The sequence below is a fragment of the Saccharopolyspora antimicrobica genome, assembly GCF_003635025.1.
GTDB classification, from domain to species: Bacteria; Actinomycetota; Actinomycetes; order Mycobacteriales; family Pseudonocardiaceae; genus Saccharopolyspora; species Saccharopolyspora antimicrobica.
This window is the reverse complement of sequence record NZ_RBXX01000002.1, coordinates 6,864,640-6,881,546: the sequence shown is the minus strand read 5'-3', so window position 1 is coordinate 6,881,546 and position 16,907 is coordinate 6,864,640. Positions and strand designations below refer to the sequence as shown.

Sequence of the window (16,907 nt, the reverse complement as noted above, 5' to 3'; positions counted from 1 at the left end):
TATTTCAGCCGCGTCGACCGGCCGGTCGGTCAGGATTGACGGCGGTCGACGACCCGCCGCAGCTTGCCCACCGAGCGTTCCAGGGTGTCCGGGTCCACCACCGCGATCTCGGTGCTGATGCCGACCCCGTCCTTGATCGCGCGCACCAGGTCGGCCGCGGCCGCTTCCCGCCGTGCCGCCGGGCAGTCGCTCCGGGCCTCCACCCGCACGGTCATCACGTCCATCCGCTCCTGCTTGGTGAGCACCAGCTGGAAGTGCGGCGAGAGCCCGTCGGTGCGCAGCACCAGCTCCTCGATCTGGGTGGGGTAGACGTTGACCCCGCGCAGGATGATCATGTCGTCGCTGCGGCCGGTGATCTTGGCCATCCGGCGCATCGGCCGCGCCGTGCCCGGCAGCAGGCGGGTCAGGTCGCGGGTGCGGTACCGGATGATCGGCATCGCCTCCTTGGTCAGCGAGGTGAACACCAGCTCGCCCTCGGTGCCGTCGGGCAGCACCTCCTCGGTGAACGGGTCGATCACCTCGGGGTAGAAGTGGTCCTCCCAGATGTGCGGGCCGTCCTTGGTCTCGGCGCACTCGTTGGCCACCCCGGGGCCCATCACCTCGGACAGGCCGTAGATGTCGACCGCGTCGAGGTCCAGCCGCTGCTCGATCTCCTGGCGCATCTGCTCGGTCCAGGGCTCCGCGCCCAGGATGGCGGTGCGCAGCGAGGTGCTGCGCGGATCGACGCCCTGCCGCTCGAACTCGTCGATCAGGGTGAGCAGGTAGGACGGCGTGACCATGATGATCTCGGGCTGGAAGTCCTGGATGATCTGCACCTGCCGGGCGGTCATGCCGCCGGAGGCGGGGATGACGGTGCACCCGAGCCGCTCGGCGCCGTAGTGCGCGCCGAGGCCGCCGGTGAACAGCCCGTAGCCGTAGGCGACGTGCACCCGGTGCCCGGGCCTGCCGCCCGACGCGCGGATGGACCGCGCGACCAGGTCGGCCCAGTTCCGCAGGTCACCTTCGGTGTAGCCGACGACCGTGGGCTTGCCGGTGGTGCCGCTGGAGGCGTGCAGCCTGCGGATCTGCTCGCGCGGGACCGCGAACATGCCGTACGGGTAGTTGTCCCGCAGGTCCTGCTTCGTGGTGTGCGGGAACTTCGCCAGGTCGGCCAGGCTGCGGCAGTCCTCCGGGCGGACTCCGGCGCGGTCGAACTTCTCCCGGTACAGCGGCACGTTCTCGTAGGCCAGCCGCAGCGTCCACTGCAGCCGTTCCAGCTGCACGGCGGCCAGCTCGTCGGCCGAGTACCGCTCCGCGGCGTCGAGCTCGGCCGGGTCCGGCGCGGGGCCGAGCCTGCGCGGTGCGGAGTGGGCCTCGGTGCTCGCGGTCATCGCGTCTCTCCTTCGGACTCGCCGGCCGGTGCTGCGCCGATCGATCGGCTGTGCCCGCGGAACTCGGCGATCAGTTCCTCGCCGCGGTGCACGGAGACGTCGTAGATCCCGCTGCGCCCGAACCGGGTGCGCTCGACCGCGCTGGCGGTGAGCTCGTCGCCGAGCCGCGCCGGGCGGACGAAGGTGACGTCCGCGCGGGCCGCTACGGTCGTCGGGCCGTGGCTGTTGCAGGCGCACGCGAAGGTCGTGTCGGCGAGCAGGAAGAGGTAGCCGCCGTGGGCGATCCCGTGCCCGTTGACCATCGTCTCGGTGATGGTCATCCGGGCGCGGGCGGTTCCGCTGCCCACGTCGAGCAGCTCGATGCCCAGCGCCTGGGAGGCGCGGTCGTCGTCGAACATCACCTGGGCCGGATTGCGCCTCGTCGCGCTGGGTTCCTGCACTGTGCACCGCCTAGCTACCGAACGAACAGTCAGTAATTAATCCCGCTCGGTCCTGGCCTGTCAAGGACATCCGTCCGAAGTGGTCTTCCTGGCTCGGTCAAGGCGGATTTCGCCGTTTCGGGTGGTGTCCCGTGGGGAACACCCGTGCTAGTTTTTCGAATGAACGGTCAGTAAAAGAAATCCACCGCCCGCGGATCCGGGCTTGAGGAGGTCGGAGTGCATGGCTGCCCTGCGGAGCTACGTCAACGGTGACTGGCACACGCCGGCGGAGGACGGCGTGCCGCTGCACGACGCGGTGACCGGTGAAGAGGTCGCGCGGGTCTCCTCGGCCGGGGTCGACATGGCCGCCGCGCTGGCGCACGGCCGCGAACGCGGCGGGCCGGCGCTGGCCGAGCTGACCTTCCACCAGCGGGGCGCCCTGCTGAAGAGCCTCGCCTCCTACCTGCGCGAGCACCGGGAAGAGCTGTACGCCCTGTCGGCGCGCACCGGCGCGACGCTCGGCGACTCGAAGTTCGACGTCGACGGCGGGATCGGCGTGCTGTTCGGCTACTCCAGCAAGGGCAGGCGGGAGATGCCGAACAGCACCGTCTACGTCGACGGCGCGGTGGAGCCGCTGAGCAAGGGCGGCACCTTCGTCGGCAGGCACATCTGCACCCCGCTGCGCGGTGTCGCGGTGCAGATCAACGCGTTCAACTTCCCGGTGTGGGGACCGCTGGAGAAGTTCGCCCCGGCCTTCCTCGCGGGCGTTCCCTCGCTGGTCAAGCCGGCCAGCCAGACCGCCTACCTCACGCACCGGCTGGTCGAGCTGATGATCGAGTCCGGGCTGCTGCCGGAGGGCTCGCTGCAGCTGGTGTGCGGCAGCGTCGGCGATCTGTTCGAGCACCTCACCGACCAGGACCTGGTGTCGTTCACCGGCTCCGCGGCCACCGGGCAGCGGCTGCGCGCCCACCCGGTGGTGGCGGCGAACTCGGTGCGCTTCAACGTCGAGGCCGACTCGCTGAACTGCTCGATCCTGGGGCCGGACGCGGTGCCCGGAACCGCGGAGTTCGACCTGTTCGTCAAGCAGCTGGTCACCGAGATGACGGTCAAGGCGGGGCAGAAGTGCACCGCGATCCGCCGCGCGATCGTGCCCGCCGGCCTGATGGACGACGTGGTCGACGCGGCCAAGGCTCGGCTGGAGAAGGTCGTCGTGGGCAACCCGTCCTCGCCGGGGGTGCGGATGGGAGCGCTGGCCAGCCTCGAACAGCGCGAGGAGGTCCGGCGTTCGCTGAAGGCGTTGCTGGAAGCCGGAACGCTCGTGCACGGCGATCCCGATCACGTCGAGGTCGTCAACGCGGACCCGGAGCGCGGCGCGTTCCTGTCCCCGCTGCTGGTCCGCTGCGACGACCCGGACCAGCCGCAGCCGCACGAGGTGGAGGCCTTCGGGCCGGTGAGCACGCTGCTGCCCTACGAGAGCACGGAGCAGGCGGTCGACCTCGCCCGGCGGGGCAGGGGCAGCCTGGTCGGTTCCGTGGTCAGCGCCGACCTCGGCTTCAGCTGCGCCGTGGTGCTGGGTGCGGCCTCCCGGCACGGCCGGATGCTGGTGCTCAACCGCGACAACGCCGAGGAGAGCACCGGGCACGGCTCCCCGCTGCCCGCGCTGGTCCACGGCGGACCGGGCCGGGCAGGCGGCGGCGAGGAGATGGGCGGGATCCGCGGCGTCCTGCACCACATGCAGCGCACGGCGGTGCAGGCCGATCCGGCGACGCTGACCGCGATCACCGGGCAGTGGGTGACCGGGGGCCCGCAGCTCTTCACCGACGTGCACCCGTTCCGCAAGCACCTGGACGAGCTGAAGGTCGGCGACACGGTCATCGCCGGCCCACGCCGGGTGATGCTGGAGGACGTGGAGCGCTTCGCCGAGTTCACCGGCGACACCTTCTACGCCCACACCGACGAGGAAGCGGCCCGGGCCAACCCGTTCTTCGAAGGCCGGGTCGCGCACGGCTACCTGGTGGTCTCCTTCGCCGCCGGGCTGTTCGTCGACCCGGAGCCCGGCCCGGTGCTGGCCAACTACGGGCTGGAGAACCTCCGGTTCCTCACGCCGACCTACCCGGGCGACGAGATCACCGTGACCCTGACCGCGAAACAGATCACGCCACGGGTCGGCGCGGAGCACGGCGAGGTCCGCTGGGACGTGGACGTGACCAACCAGGACGGCGCCTCGGTGGCCAAGTACGACGTGCTCACCCTGGTCGCGAAGCGGCCGGAGACGCAGGAGTGACCATGACGACCACGGTACGGGCCGATCAGCTCGGGGACGCCGAGCTGCAGCGGCACTTCGACGAGCGGATCGCCCACGACCAGCGCATCGAACCGCGCGACTGGATGCCGGAGGGCTACCGCAAGACCCTCGTGCGCCAGATCGCGCAGCACGCGCACTCCGAGATCATCGGCATGCAGCCGGAGGGCAACTGGCTGACCAGGGCGCCGAGCCTGCGGCGCAAGGCGATCCTGCTGGCCAAGGTGCAGGACGAGGCAGGCCACGGGCTCTACCTGTACTCCGCGGCCGAAACGCTGGGCGTGGACCGCTCGGAGCTGACCGAGAAGCTCATCGACCGGCGGCAGAAGTACTCGTCGATCTTCAACTACCCGACGCTGACCTTCGCCGACATCGGAGTGATCGGCTGGCTGGTGGACGGTGCCGCGATCTGCAATCAGGTGCCGCTGTGCCGCAGTTCCTTCGGCCCCTACGCGCGGGCGATGGTGCGCATCTGCAAGGAGGAGTCGTTCCACCAGCGGCAGGGCTACGAGCTGCTGATGACGATGATGCGGGGCACCGCGGAGCAGCGAGAGATGGTGCAGGAGGCCACCGACCGGTGGTGGTGGCCGTCGCTGATGATGTTCGGCCCGCCCGACGCGGACTCGCCGAACACCCAGCAGTCCATGGCGTGGCGGATCAAGCGGCACACCAACGACGAGCTGCGGCAGAAGTTCGTGGACATGACGGTCCCGCAGGCGGCGGCGCTCGGCGTCACGCTGCCCGATCCGGAGCTGCGGTGGAACGCCGAGCGCGGGCACCACGACTTCGGCGAGCCCGACTGGTCGGAGCTCAAGCGCGTCATCAGCGGTGGCGGGCCGTGCAACGAGGAGCGGCTGGCCAGGCGCCGGGCCGCGCACGAGGACGGGCAGTGGGTGCGCGAAGCGGCAGCCGCCCACGCCGCGAAACAGGCCGCACGAGAGGAGGTCGCGCGATGAGTTCGGACGCCGAGGTGGGCGCGCCGCGTCCCTCGTGGCCGCTGTTCGAGGTCTTCGTCCGGGGCAAGCGGGGGCTCAACCACGTGCACGTGGGTTCGCTGCACGCGCCGGACGAGCAGATGGCGCTGCACAACGCGCGGAACCTGTACACCCGCCGTAACGAGGGCGTGAGCATCTGGGTGGTGCGGGCGGACGCGATCACCGCGTCCAGCCCGGACGAGAAGGACCCGTTCTTCGCGCCCAGCGGCGACAAGGTGTACCGGCACCCCACCTTCTACCGGATTCCCGACAACGTTCCGCACATGTGAGGTCGGCTCAATGTCGTTCGACAACGCCTACGAGGCGCTGACCGCCGCCGAACCCGACGGCGAGTCCCGCTGGGCCTTCGGCACCGGGTTCGACGATCCGCTGTCCGGTGTGGACACGACGCTGCCCGCCGGGCTCGACGGCGCCGAGTTCAGCCGCTACCTGCTGATGCTCGGTGACGACGCGCTGATCGCCTCGCACCGGCTGACCGAGTGGGTCACCCGCGCTCCGGAGCTGGAGGACGAGCTGGCGCTGGCCAACATCGCGCTGGACCTGCTCGGCCAGGCCAGGCTGCTGCTGGCCCGGGCCGGACAGGCCGACGGCAGCGGCCGGGGCGAGGACGAGCTGGCGTACTTCCGCGACGAGCGGGAGTTCCGCAACGTGCGGCTGGTCGAGTCGCCCAACGGCGACTTCGCGCAGACCACCGCGCGGCTGCTGGTGTTCGCCACCTGGCGGCTGGCGCTGTTCGGCCGGCTCGCGGACTCCCGCGACCCGGTGCTGGCGGCGATCGCGGCCAAGGGGGTCAAGGAGCTGACCTACCACCGCGACTACGCGGCGCAGTGGGCGGTGCGGCTCGGCGACGGCACCGAGGTGTCGCACGTCCGGATGCAGCGCGGCCTGGACGAGGTGTGGCCGCTGGTCGGTGAGCTGTTCACGCCGCACGAGACCGAGCTGCGGATGGCCGCGGCCGGGATCGGCGCCGACCCGGCGGAGGTGCGCGCCGAGTTCGACGAGGTGATCGATCAGGTCTGCACCGCGGCGACGCTGCGGCGACCGGACGTTCCGGCGCTGGCCGGGGTCGGCGGGCGCAGCGGTCGGGACGGCATCCACACCGAGCACCTGGGCTACCTGCTGGCGGAGATGCAGAGCCTGGCCCGAGCACACCCGGAGGCGACGTGGTGACGAGCACGCAACCGGGCCTTCAGCACGCCCGCGCGGTCGCCGAGTCGGTCACCGACCCGGAGCTGCCGGTGCTGACGCTGGCCGATCTCGGTGTTCTGCGCGAAGTGGAGCTGGCTGAGGACGGCACCGTCGTCGTGTCCATCACGCCGACCTACTCGGGGTGCCCGGCGATGCGCGAGATGCGCAGCGATCTGAGCACCCGGCTGCGCGAAGCCGGCTTCCCCGAGGTCGAGGTGCGGACGGTGCTGGACCCGCCCTGGACCACGGACTGGATCAGCGCGGCCGGGCGGCGCAAGCTCGCCGACTACGGCATCGCCCCGCCCGGTGCCGCACCGCGCCACGCCGCCGGTCCGGTGCCGTTGACGCTGGCGCCACCGAGCTCGCGGGTCAGCTGCCCGCAGTGCGGTTCGCCGGACACGGAACGGGTTTCGCAGTTCGGCTCGACCGCGTGCAAGGCGTTGCGCCGGTGCCGCGCGTGCCACGAGCCCTTCGAGCACATCAAGGAGATCTGACGTGGTCCGTCCCGCCCCCGTCGAGGCCCCCGCCCCGCCCGCGGCTCGCCGTCGCACCGAGTTCCACGCGCTGCGCGTCAGCGGTGTGGAGCGGCTGTGCGAGGACGCGGTCGCGGTGACCTTCGACGTTCCGCCGGAACTCGCCGACGAGTTCGCCTTCCGGCCCGGGCAGTCGCTGACGCTGCGCCGTCGCGTCGACGGCCGCGAGGAACGCCGGTCGTACTCGATCTGCGCGCCGCGCGGTGCCGCCCTGCGGATCGGGGTGCGCCATGTCGCGGGCGGGCTGTTCTCCAGCTGGCTGGTGCACGAGGTCCGGCCCGGCGACGAGGTCGAGGTCCTGCCGCCGACCGGCGGTTTCTGCCCGGACCTGACCGCCCACGAGCGGCACGTGTGCATCGCGGCGGGCTCGGGGATCACGCCGGTGCTGTCGATCGCGGCGAGCGTGCTGCGCGAGACCGACGCGACGGTGACGCTGCTGTACGGCAACCGCCGCAGCGGCACGGTGATGTTCGCCGACGAGCTGGCCGACCTGAAGGACCGCTACCCGAGCCGGCTGGAGCTGGTGCACGTCCTGTCGCGGGAACCGCGCGAGTCCGAGCTGTTCACCGGCAGGCTGGACGCGGCCAAGATCCGCGCCCTGCTGTCCACAGTGGTCGATGCCGGAGCGGTGGACCAGTGGTGGTTGTGCGGACCGTTCGGGATGGTCACCGATGCCCGGGACGTGCTGCGCGACAGCGGAGTGACCGGCGAGCGCATCCACCAGGAGCTGTTCTACGTGGAGGACGCGCCACCGGAACCGGTGCACCACGAGGAACCGGCCATCGACGGCCCCACCAGCGAGGTGACCGTCGTGCTCGACGGCCGTTCGACGCCGATGACGCTGCCCCGCGCCGTCCCGGTCCTGGACGCGGCCCAGCGGGTCCGCCCGGACCTGCCGTTCGCCTGCAAGGGCGGCGTCTGCGGAACCTGCCGTGCCAAGGTCACCTGCGGTGAGGTGCGGATGCGCCGCAACTTCGCTCTGGAGGACTCCGAGCTGGACCAGGGCTTCGTGCTCACCTGCCAATCGCTGCCGACCACCGACGAGGTGACGATCGACTTCGACGCCTGAGAGCCGGTTGCCCCGTTCTGCCTGGCGCGAACTCCATCGTCGAGCCCGGAGCGAATGCGCGGCGAGCAGACGGACCTATCGGCGTGATCATCGCTGGTAGTGTCATGGCGTGACGGGGATCACTTCGCCGGAGGATTACGACGCGTTCATCTCCTACAGCCACGCGAACAAGGCAGTTGCCACCGCCCTGCACGGGGCCCTGACCAGGATCGGGCGCCCCATGTTCGTGCGGGAGCGGGTGCGGCGGCTCCGCCTCTTCTGGGACGACGAAAGCCTCCCCGCAGGTTCGTTGCCGGACAACATCAAGCAGGCGATGCTGCGTTCGCGCTATTTCATACTGCTTGCCTCCCCGGAGGCGGCGCAGTCGAAATGGGTGCGTTGGGAAGTGCGGTTCTGGCACGAGCACTGCTCGCCGGAGAACTTCCTGATCGCCGTGGTCGACGGTGGAATCTCCTGGGAGGGAGCGGATTTCGACTGGATTCGCACCAACGCCCTGCCAGAAGTGCTGCGCGGTCGGCTTGCCAGCGAACCGTTCTGCGTTCCGCTGACCGATGATCGCCGGACGACTGGGCTGTCCCTGCGGCAGCCCGACTTCCGCCGAGCGGTGGGAAAACTGGCCGCCCCGCTGCACGGCATTCAGCCGGAGGAGCTGGACAGCCTCCAGCTGCGGCAACAGCGCAGGCAACTGCGGATAGCCTGGTCGGCGGTCTCGCTGATGCTGGTGCTAAGCATCAGCGTCACCGTCGCCTCGGTGTTCGCGGTGCAGCAGCGCAACCGCGCTGAGCAGCAGGCTGCGGTTGCGCTCTCCCGCGCGCTGGCGGCCGAGTCGCAGACGCAGCGGCAGCCGCAGCTGGCGGCACAGCTGGCCGCCACCGCCTTCCGAACGGCGCCCACCGCGCAGGCTGCCGGGGCGATGCTGGCGGCGCTGGAACGCAACCGCCACGTCGTGTCCTTCGTCCAGCCACCGGACAACGCCCCTCCGGTGCAGCGCACAGAGGTCGTCACGCTGGCGGGGCATGCTGCGATGAGCCCGGACGGCTCGCTGCTGGCCTTCGCCGCCGACGACGCAGAACGGATTTCGCTGTGGCACGTCCGGCAGCAGCGGATGCTCGGCGAGCTGGAACCGCCGCAGCGGAGCGTGCTCTCCCTGGCGTTCACTCCCGATGGCCGATCCCTGATCTCCCACGACGGCGGCGGTTTCCAGATCTGGGACGTCGAGACCCGCCAGCAGCGCCATGCCGCAGCTTTCGAGGCGTCATCCCCAGAGCTGGCCGTGTCGCCGGACGGCACGCTGCTCGCCGCACGCGACAGGGATGCGGAGCCGAGCGCACGGCCGCCGCAGATGTGGGATCTGCGGACCGGGGTGCCGAGGCAGCTGCCGGAAGCGCCGGTGGAGCTGTCCGGCCCGCTGATCTTCGCGCCGGACGGCCGGCGCTTGCTGGTCGGCCAAGCGGAGTCGGCGGGGTGGATCACGACGGCGATGGTGCCGCTGGACGTCGAAACCGGGTCGTGGCTGCCGCAGGAGTCCGTTCCGGTCGGAGCTCACCTGGAAGCGATCGGCGGCGGTCTGCTGGTGACGTCCGAGAGCGAGCAGCTGCAGCTCCGGGACCTGGCGACCGGGGCGCAGCTGGCGTCGGCATCGCTGCCCGGCGGCGCCCTCCATGTCGAGATCTCCGACGATGGCTCGACGGTGCTCGTCGTCGATTCCTCGTTGCACGTCACCGCGTTCGACCGCGGCCTGGGCAATCCCGTCCGGTTGACCGTGGAAACCTCCCAGGTGCTGGATATGGCGCTGTCGGCGGACGGCGGGCTGGTCGGCGTTGTGTCCGACAACGGTGCGGTCAGCGTCCTCTCGCCCGACACCGATGCGCGGGTGCTCGCGCATCCGTCCCCGCCGGACGACCTGAAGCTGGAAGCGCTGGCGGTCCGCGGTCACCGGGCCGTGGTCGCCGGCACGCGCGGCATCCGGGTCTGGAACCTCGCCCGCGGCAGCGTCGAACGTGCGTTGCCGGTCGTGGCGGACCCCGATGATCTCTCGGCCTACTCGATCGCCGCGGCACTCGACGGGTCCGGCCGCCGGCTGGCGGTGCAGGTCGGCGGCCGGGTCGGGATCTGGGATCTCGATACCGGCGAGGAGATCCAGCACTTCAGCGGGCCCTACGACTTCCAGCAGAGCATCACCAGGTCTGCCGGAATCCGGTTCCTGGCCGGGGACCGCGCGGTCCTCGTGGACCGCATCGGCGGGCCGGAAGTCGTCGACGTGGCCAGCGGCGTGGTCATCGGCAAGGTACCGGTGTCCGGGGAGCAGAGCGGGTTCGCCGTCGACCGGGACGGATCGACCGTCGCCGTGGTGGAGGACGATCTGAACGGCGTCGTCGGAATCCACGAATGGGACGGTCGAACGCTCCACCGCGTGGGCGAGGTCACCGGCGGCTTCCGGATCAACGACGTGGCGGTCAGCCCGGACGGCAGCCGGATCGCGATCACCGAGGCCGACAACCAGGTCTTCGTGCGGGATCTGGCCGGCACGTTGCGCACCGAGATGCAGCTGCCGGAGCTGTCCCCTCCGGGTGGGCTCACCTTCAGCCCGGACGGGGACGTGCTCGTCGGGCTCGGCGACGGGATTTCCTTCTGGGAGGTCTCGACCGGCATCCTGATCGGTGAGTGGCGGGTCCCCGATCCCGGTGGCGGGCATGATGGCGACCCCGAGCTGACCGACGACGGCCGCCTGGTCGTGACCCGCAGCGGCGCACCCCACCAATGGGCTCTCGGATCGCAGCAGTGGCTGGTCGCTCTGTGCGAGATGGGTGTGGGCGAGCTCCGCGGCCAGGAACGAGCCCAGTACCTGGGCGGGATCGACGTCCCTCCAGCGTGCAGTCGTTGAGCAGCTCGCTCGCAGCGTCCGTGGTCGCGTCGGCCCACGCCGCTGACGATGCACGCCGCGAGAACGTGGCCGGGAGGCCGCGGCACCACGCAGCAGCGCTCAGGACGCCTTGCGGGAGCGGCGGCCACCGGCGGGTTTCTCTGCGGTGGCCTCGGCGACCGCGGACTCCAGCTCGGCGCGCTTCATCTTGGACCGGCCCTTGATCCCGAGCTCCTTCGCGCGGCTGTCGAGATCGGCCTTGCTCAGCTCGGAGAGGTCCTCCGCTTCGCTCGGCGCGCGGCCCTTGCGCGCCGCGTCGACGCTGCGCCGCAACGCCTCGGTGAGGTCGATGACGTCGGTCGGCTGCGGCGGTGCCTCGGCAGCCTTGATCTCGCCGCCGTGGGCCTTCTCCGCGAGCAGCTCCTCGACCTTCGCCGTGTAGGTGTCCTCGTACTCCTCGGGCTCCCACGGGCCGCTCATCGACTCGATGATGGTGGTGGCCATGGTGAGTTCCTTCTCCGACGGGCCGGACTGCTCGGGCTGGTCGCCGACCAGCTCGGCGGGATCGCGGATCTCGTCGGCGAAGTACAGCGTGTTCAGCGCCAGCACGTCGGTGTCGGCCCGCACCGCGGTCAGGTACTGCTTGCCGCGAAGCACGAACGTCGCGATGCCCGCCTGCCCGGTGTCCTGCATGGCGCGCCGCAGCAGGTTGTACGGCCGGAAGTGCTCCTTGCTGTTCGGGGCCAGCCAGTAGGTCTTCTGGAAGTGCACCGGATCGATCTCGGCGAGGTCGACGAACGTGGTGATGTCGATGGTGCGGGAGCGCCCGGGGGCGATCTCGTCCAGCTCGGACTGCTCGACGGAGATGACCCCGCCCTCGTACTCGCGGCCCTTGACGATGTCGTTGTAGCCGACCTCCTCACCGGTGCGCTCGTTGACCCGCTTGTACCGGATTCGGTCGGTGGTGCCGCGCTCGTACTGGTGGAACTGCACGGTGTGGTCCTCGGTCGCGGCGTAGAGGCCGACCGGGATGGTCACCAGGCCGAAGTTGATCGACCCGGTCCAGATCTTGCGCGGCATGGCAACCTCCCATCGCCCCCACCGTCCACGATGCGGTCGGGGCGGCAAGATCGCAGAACTCGGGCCCGACCTCGGCGTTTCCCGCCGCGGGTCACTGGGGAACGACGCGGTGCGTGCCGTCAGGCAGCCGGCGCGTCCGGCCCCGGTGAGCGAGCAGTTCGAGCAGCGGGACCGCTACGCGCCGGGAGGTGTCGAGCGCCTGTCGGGCCTGGCTGAGGGTGAACGGTTCGGGCAGCGGGGTCAGCCGGTCCACGGCCTGCTGCTCGGCGTCGGGCAGCAGGACCAGCCCCGGAGCCACCCGGAGCAGCTCGCCGACGCGCGCGGCCGCCGCCAGTTCCCGGTCTCCGAGTCCCAAGGCGGCGAGCTCGGCGGCGGTCGGCGCGCGGAACGGGTGGTCGAGCAGCGCCTCGCGGACGGCGGCGACGGCCCGGTGGACGTTGCCGGGCAGCTGCGGGTGCTCGTGGCGCAGCTGCCCGGCCCGCAACGCGATTCCCGCCGTTGCGGCGACTTCCGCGACCAGCGCGGTATCGGGCAGGTCCAGGGCCCGGCGAGCGGCTTCCACCGGCATCCCGCCCGCCAGCGGATCGTCCTGCTCGTGCCGGGCGAGCAGCTCCACCAGCCGGGCGGCGAGTTCGGCGCGGTGCTCCTCGGAGATCAGCCACCGTCCGGCTCCCGGCGGGCTCGCACCCATCGCGCGCAGCTCGTCGGCCCTGATCACGCGCCGTCTGTCCAGCTCGGCGCGTCCGTCGGGAGAAGTGCTCATCGCCGCCAGTTCGGCAGCGCGAGCCCGCGCTGCGCCGCGCCGGGTCAGCGCAGGCGGCCGCACGTCGAGCACGTGCAGACCACCGTGGATCCGGTGGCCGCCCGGATCGCGCAGCAGCGCCCGGTCGCCGATGCGCAGCGGCAGCGGGAGTCGTGAGGTCAGCCGCGCATGCACCGGCCCGAGCGGCCGGACCCGCACCGTGGTGGCGGCCGAGCCGATGTGCAGCACGAGTTCCGCGGGCCAGGACGTCGGTGCCGGGTGGATGCGGACGTCGAAGACTTCGGTGGTCAACCAGCGGTCCGGAGTGAGCAGCGCATCGCCGCGCCGGGCTTGTGCGCAGTCGACGCCGCGGAGGTTCACCGCCACCCGCGCCACAGCTCCGACCTGCGATTCGGGAGAGCCGAGGGCCTGGAGCCCGCGGACGGTGCAGGTGATCCCGGCCGGATGCAGCCGCAGTTGGTCCCCGATACGCAGAGTTCCCGCGGCGAGCGTGCCGGTCACGACGGTGCCCGCGCCGCGGACGGTGAACACCCGGTCGATCCACAGCCGCACGTCGGCGTCGGGATCCGGTGGCGGGAGCCGGTGAAACAGGGCGTCGAGTTCACCGCGCAGTGCGTCGACACCGGCACCGGTCGCGCCGCTGACCTGCACCGCGGGAATACCGGCGAGCGCTGTTCCGGCGAGCCGGGCCACGGCCTGCTCGGTCGCCGCGGCCGGGTCTGCCAGGTCGCTGCGGGTCACCGCGAGCACGCCGTGGCGGACTCCCAGCGCGTCCAGCGCGTCGAGGTGCTCGTCCGACTGCGGCATCCAGCCCTCGTCGGCGGCGACGACGAACAGCACCGCGGGCACGGGGCCGATCCCGGCCAGCATGTTCGGCACGAACCGCTCGTGCCCGGGAACGTCGACGAACGCGGCGGTGCAGCCGTCGGCGAGCCGCGTCCAGGCGAATCCGAGGTCGATGGTCAGCCCGCGGCGCCGTTCCTCCGCCCACCGGTCCGGGTCCGTCCCGGTGAGCCGGCGGACGAGCGTGGACTTGCCGTGGTCGACGTGCCCGGCGGTGGCGATGACGTGCACCAGTGCCTGCCTCCGAACTGTGGTCGGCGGAAAGGGACTCGTCCGCGGTCCGGACACGACCACTAGGCCATGGCGGGACCGGCCACGCAAACCACGCTGGTCAGGCCGCGCCCAGCACGGCACGGCGCAGACCGTCGTCGTCCTCGGGCGGGAGCGCGGCGAGATCGAGCAGGCAGCGGTCGTGCGCGAGGCAGGCCAGGACCGCCGGATCCGCGCTCCGCAGCAGCTCGGCGAATCGTGCGGGCAGCACGACTGCGGCGCTGGGGAGTGCGACGCCGGGTGCGCCGCCGCCACCGACCGTCGCTTCGCTCGGCTGCGCGGACGCGGGAACACCGGCTGCGCTCAAGGCCTCCGCCAACCGCTCGGCCCGCCGCAGCAGGCTCTGCTGATCGCGGCGCAGCGCCTGCTCGATCGGCGTGCTCGGGCCGCGCAGCGTCGCTTCGAGCGCCGCGAGGGTCAGCTTGTCGACGCGCATCGCCCGGGCCAGCGGGTGGTGGCGCAGCTGCTGCACGATCTCCGCCCGGCCCAGCAGCAGTCCGGCCTGCGGCCCGCCGAGCAGCTTGTCGCCGCTGGCCAGGACCAGGTCGGCACCGTCGGCCAGGACGCTCGTGGCGTCGGGTTCGGCCGGCAGCACCGGGTGCGGGTGCAGCAGGCCGGAGCCGATGTCGACCACCACCGGAGCGCCGATGCCGCGCAGCGCGGCGACCGGAACCGCCGAGGTGAAACCGGTGATGACGAAGTTGGACGGGTGGACCTTGAGGACGAACCCGGTGTCCGGTCCCACGGCCGCCCGGTAGTCGTCGAGCCGGACCCGGTTGGTGGTGCCGATCTCCCGCAGTCGCGCCCCGGTCGCGGTGAGCAGTTCGGGGAGCCGGAAGCCGTCGCCGATCTCGACCATCTCGCCGCGCGCCAGCACGATTTCGCGGCCCTGCGCCAGTGCGGTGGCGGCCAGCGAGAGCGCTGCGGCACCGTTGTTGACCACGTGAGCCGCCTCAGCTCGCGGCACGGCGGCAAGCAGTGCGGCCAGTGCCGCGGCCCCGCGCGGCCCGCGCCGACCGGTGCTCAGGTCGAGCTCGACATCGGTGGTTCCGGCGGCGCGGCGGAGGGCATCGACGGCGGCTTGTGAGAGCGGGGCCCGGCCGAGGTTGGTGTGCAGCAGGACACCGGTCGCGTTGAGCACCGGTCGGCTGCTCGCCGCCGAATCAGGAAGCGCGGCAAGGGTTTCCGCGATGACTGCGGAGACGGTGATCTCGCCGTCGCGCGCTCGCTGCTGCGCGGTGTGCACAGCATGCTTGACCAGCCGGTGACCGAGCCGGTCCGCTGCGGCGGCCACCTCCGGGTGAGTCAGCACCCGGTCGGTGCCGGGCACGCGCTGCCGCGGGTCAGACATGGTCCGCACTGTAGAGCCGTCCGGGCCATGCGGCTCGGGGAGATCTGCAACAACATTCACTGTGACAATGAGTATTGACAACTTCGGTAGGCTCCGGAACATGGCTCGCACGCGGGAAGCCGGCAGATGGCTCGACACCAGTGACGGATTGCGGCTGGCCGTGCGCGAGCACGGCGATCCTTCGGCACCGACCGTGCTGGCGGTGCACGGCTACCCCGACGACCAGGCGATCTGGGACGGCGTGGCCGACGCTCTCGCCGGGCGCTTCCGGGTGGTCAGCTACGACGTGCGCGGCGCGGGGGAGTCCGACAAGCCCCGCCGCACCGGCGCCTACCTGCTGGCCCAGCTCGCCGACGACCTCGGCCGGGTCGCCGACCTGGTCAGCCCGGACCGGCCGGTGCACCTGCTGGCGCACGACTGGGGTTCGATCCAGGCCTGGCACGCGGTGACCGAGCCGCGGCTGGCGCACCGGTTCGCCTCGTTCACCTCGATCTCCGGCCCGTGCCTGGACCACGCCGGTCGGTGGATGCGCGAGCAGCTGCGGCACCCGACCCCGCGATCGCTGCGCAAGCTGGTCAACCAGCTGATCTTCTCCGGCTACATCAGCTTCTTCCAGCTCCCGGTGCTGCCGGAGCTGGCCTGGCGGACCGGTGCGATGCGCAGGCTGATCGCCACCCTGGAGCGCCTCGACCCGCGCGCTGCCCACAACCCGACGCAGCCCGCGGTGTCCGACGGCGTGCGCGGGCTGGCGCTCTACCGGGCGAACATGCGCGGACGCCTCGGTGATCCGGGGGAGCGGCGCACCGACATCCCGGTCCAGGTGCTCGCGCCGACCGGCGATCCGTTCGTCTCCGCGCCGATGCAGACCGAGATCGCCCAGTGGGTGGCCAACCTGCGCATTCGCCGGGTCCCGGGCGGGCACTGGCTGCCGCGCAGCCGTCCCGAACTCGTCGCGCGGTGCGCCGCCGAGCTGGTCGAGCACGTCGAGGGCGGTGCCGAGTCGCGCGGTCTGCGGCGCAGCCGGGTGCGTCCGGGACGCCGCGAGTTCCAGGACCAGCTGGTGGTCGTCACCGGAGCGGGCAGCGGGATCGGCCGGGCGACGGCGGTGGAGTTCGCCGCCGCCGGGGCGCACGTCGTCGTCGCCGACATCGACGAGGCAGCCGCCCAGAACACCGCGGCGCTGATCACCCGCACCGGCGCCGGCGCCACGCCCCACCGCGTGGACGTCGCCGACGGCGCTGCGGTGGAGCGCTTCGCCGAGCACGTGCGCGCGGAGCTGGGCACGCCGGACGTGGTGGTCAACAACGCCGGGATCGGTCTCGCGGGCGCGTTCCTCGACACCCCGGACGCCGAGTGGGAGCGGGCCATCGACATCAACCTGTGGGGCGTCATCCACGGTTGCCGCCAGTTCGCGCGGCAGATGATCGACCGGGGCGAAGGCGGCCGGATCGTGAACATCGCCTCGGCCGCGGCCTACCTGCCCTCGCAGTTGCTCCCGGCCTACAGCACCACCAAGGCCGCGGTGCTGGCGCTGAGCCAGTCGCTGCGCGTCGAGCTGGCAGCCGAGGGGATCGGTGTCGTCGCGGTGTGCCCCGGGCTGGTCAACACCGGGATCACCACCAGCACCCGCTTCGTCGGGGTCGACGACGCCGAGCAGGCGCGGCTCAGGCAGGCCGCCAAGCGGCTCTACCAGCGCCGGAACTTCACCCCGCAGCGCGCCGCTGCCGAGATCCTGCGCGCCACCCGCCGCAATACCGCGATCGCACCGGTCACCGCCGAAGCCAAGGCCGGACTGGTGCTCTCCCGCCTCACCCCGGGCCTGCTGCGCGCAGCGGCCAGGGCCGATCTGACACCGCGCTGA

Annotated in this window: 13 protein-coding genes; 8 read left to right on the top strand and 5 right to left on the bottom strand. The window is 71.7% G+C overall.

The window, feature by feature from the left end:
• Positions 1-29: 29 nt before the first annotated feature.
• The gene (paaK, locus tag ATL45_RS32615) at positions 30-1,370 is read right to left on the bottom strand and encodes a phenylacetate--CoA ligase PaaK (protein WP_093145902.1); all 1,341 of its coding nucleotides are present in this window, start codon (positions 1,368-1,370) and stop codon (positions 30-32) included.
• Entirely contained in the window at positions 1,367-1,768 is a 402-nt protein-coding gene (paaI, locus tag ATL45_RS32610; protein ID WP_093145903.1) for a hydroxyphenylacetyl-CoA thioesterase PaaI, read from the bottom strand. Before paaI ends, paaK begins: the two co-directional genes overlap by 4 nt.
• Positions 1,769-2,030: 262 nt before the next feature.
• On the opposite strand from paaI, the gene paaZ reads away from it, so the two are divergent.
• The 7 genes from paaZ (at position 2,031) to ATL45_RS32575 (ending at position 10,760) form a co-directional block, all read left to right on the top strand.
• Positions 2,031-4,073 (top strand): phenylacetic acid degradation bifunctional protein PaaZ, encoded by a 2,043-nt coding sequence (gene paaZ, locus ATL45_RS32605; RefSeq protein ID WP_093145904.1) that lies wholly within the window; start codon positions 2,031-2,033, stop codon positions 4,071-4,073.
• Between the two features lie 2 nt (positions 4,074-4,075).
• Positions 4,076-5,047, top strand: coding sequence for a 1,2-phenylacetyl-CoA epoxidase subunit PaaA (gene paaA, locus ATL45_RS32600; RefSeq protein ID WP_093145905.1), 972 nt, complete (start codon positions 4,076-4,078; stop codon positions 5,045-5,047).
• Positions 5,044-5,355: a 1,2-phenylacetyl-CoA epoxidase subunit PaaB gene (gene paaB, locus ATL45_RS32595; protein ID WP_093145906.1), complete on the top strand. Its 312-nt coding sequence runs from the start codon at positions 5,044-5,046 to the stop codon at positions 5,353-5,355. The genes paaA and paaB overlap by 4 nt, the downstream gene beginning before the upstream one ends.
• Positions 5,356-5,365: 10 nt before the next feature.
• Positions 5,366-6,256 (top strand): 1,2-phenylacetyl-CoA epoxidase subunit PaaC, encoded by an 891-nt coding sequence (gene paaC / locus ATL45_RS32590; RefSeq protein WP_093145907.1) that lies wholly within the window; start codon positions 5,366-5,368, stop codon positions 6,254-6,256.
• On the top strand, positions 6,250-6,768 hold the full coding sequence (gene paaD, locus ATL45_RS32585) for a 1,2-phenylacetyl-CoA epoxidase subunit PaaD (RefSeq protein ID WP_093145908.1): 519 nt from the start codon (positions 6,250-6,252) through the stop codon (positions 6,766-6,768). The genes paaC and paaD overlap by 7 nt, the downstream gene beginning before the upstream one ends.
• Position 6,769: 1 nt before the next feature.
• On the top strand, positions 6,770-7,876 hold the full coding sequence (paaE, locus tag ATL45_RS32580; protein ID WP_093145909.1) for a 1,2-phenylacetyl-CoA epoxidase subunit PaaE: 1,107 nt from the start codon (positions 6,770-6,772) through the stop codon (positions 7,874-7,876).
• A gap of 109 nt (positions 7,877-7,985) precedes the next feature.
• Complete coding sequence (locus ATL45_RS32575) at positions 7,986-10,760, top strand: toll/interleukin-1 receptor domain-containing protein (RefSeq protein WP_093145910.1); 2,775 nt, start codon at positions 7,986-7,988, stop codon at positions 10,758-10,760.
• Between the two features lie 99 nt (positions 10,761-10,859).
• On the opposite strand, the gene ku is transcribed toward ATL45_RS32575, so the two are convergent.
• The 3 genes from ku to selA form a co-directional block, all read right to left on the bottom strand.
• The gene (gene ku, locus ATL45_RS32570) at positions 10,860-11,819 is read right to left on the bottom strand and encodes a non-homologous end joining protein Ku (protein WP_093145911.1); all 960 of its coding nucleotides are present in this window, start codon (positions 11,817-11,819) and stop codon (positions 10,860-10,862) included.
• 91 nt (positions 11,820-11,910) lie between these two features.
• The gene (gene selB, locus ATL45_RS32565) at positions 11,911-13,656 is read right to left on the bottom strand and encodes a selenocysteine-specific translation elongation factor (protein WP_093145912.1); all 1,746 of its coding nucleotides are present in this window, start codon (positions 13,654-13,656) and stop codon (positions 11,911-11,913) included.
• A gap of 100 nt (positions 13,657-13,756) precedes the next feature.
• Positions 13,757-15,046: an L-seryl-tRNA(Sec) selenium transferase gene (selA, locus tag ATL45_RS32560; protein ID WP_093145913.1), complete on the bottom strand. Its 1,290-nt coding sequence runs from the start codon at positions 15,044-15,046 to the stop codon at positions 13,757-13,759.
• Between the two features lie 100 nt (positions 15,047-15,146).
• On the opposite strand from selA, the gene ATL45_RS32555 reads away from it, so the two are divergent.
• Positions 15,147-16,907, top strand: coding sequence for an SDR family oxidoreductase (locus tag ATL45_RS32555; RefSeq protein WP_093145914.1), 1,761 nt, complete (start codon positions 15,147-15,149; stop codon positions 16,905-16,907).

Excerpts from the sequence above, each read along its gene's own strand:
- selA (WP_093145913.1), bottom strand. The coding sequence starts at position 15,046 with ATGTCTGACCCGCGGCAGCGCGTGCCCGGCACCGACCGGGTGCTGACT.
- ku (WP_093145911.1), bottom strand. The coding sequence starts at position 11,819 with ATGCCGCGCAAGATCTGGACCGGGTCGATCAACTTCGGCCTGGTGACC.
- paaI (WP_093145903.1), bottom strand. The coding sequence starts at position 1,768 with ATGTTCGACGACGACCGCGCCTCCCAGGCGCTGGGCATCGAGCTGCTC.
- paaA (WP_093145905.1), top strand. The coding sequence starts at position 4,076 with ATGACGACCACGGTACGGGCCGATCAGCTCGGGGACGCCGAGCTGCAG.
- paaC (WP_093145907.1), top strand. The coding sequence starts at position 5,366 with ATGTCGTTCGACAACGCCTACGAGGCGCTGACCGCCGCCGAACCCGAC.
- paaK (WP_093145902.1), bottom strand. The coding sequence starts at position 1,370 with ATGACCGCGAGCACCGAGGCCCACTCCGCACCGCGCAGGCTCGGCCCC.
- paaZ (WP_093145904.1), top strand. The coding sequence starts at position 2,031 with ATGGCTGCCCTGCGGAGCTACGTCAACGGTGACTGGCACACGCCGGCG.
- paaB (WP_093145906.1), top strand. The coding sequence starts at position 5,044 with ATGAGTTCGGACGCCGAGGTGGGCGCGCCGCGTCCCTCGTGGCCGCTG.
- ATL45_RS32555 (WP_093145914.1), top strand. The coding sequence starts at position 15,147 with ATGGCTCGCACGCGGGAAGCCGGCAGATGGCTCGACACCAGTGACGGA.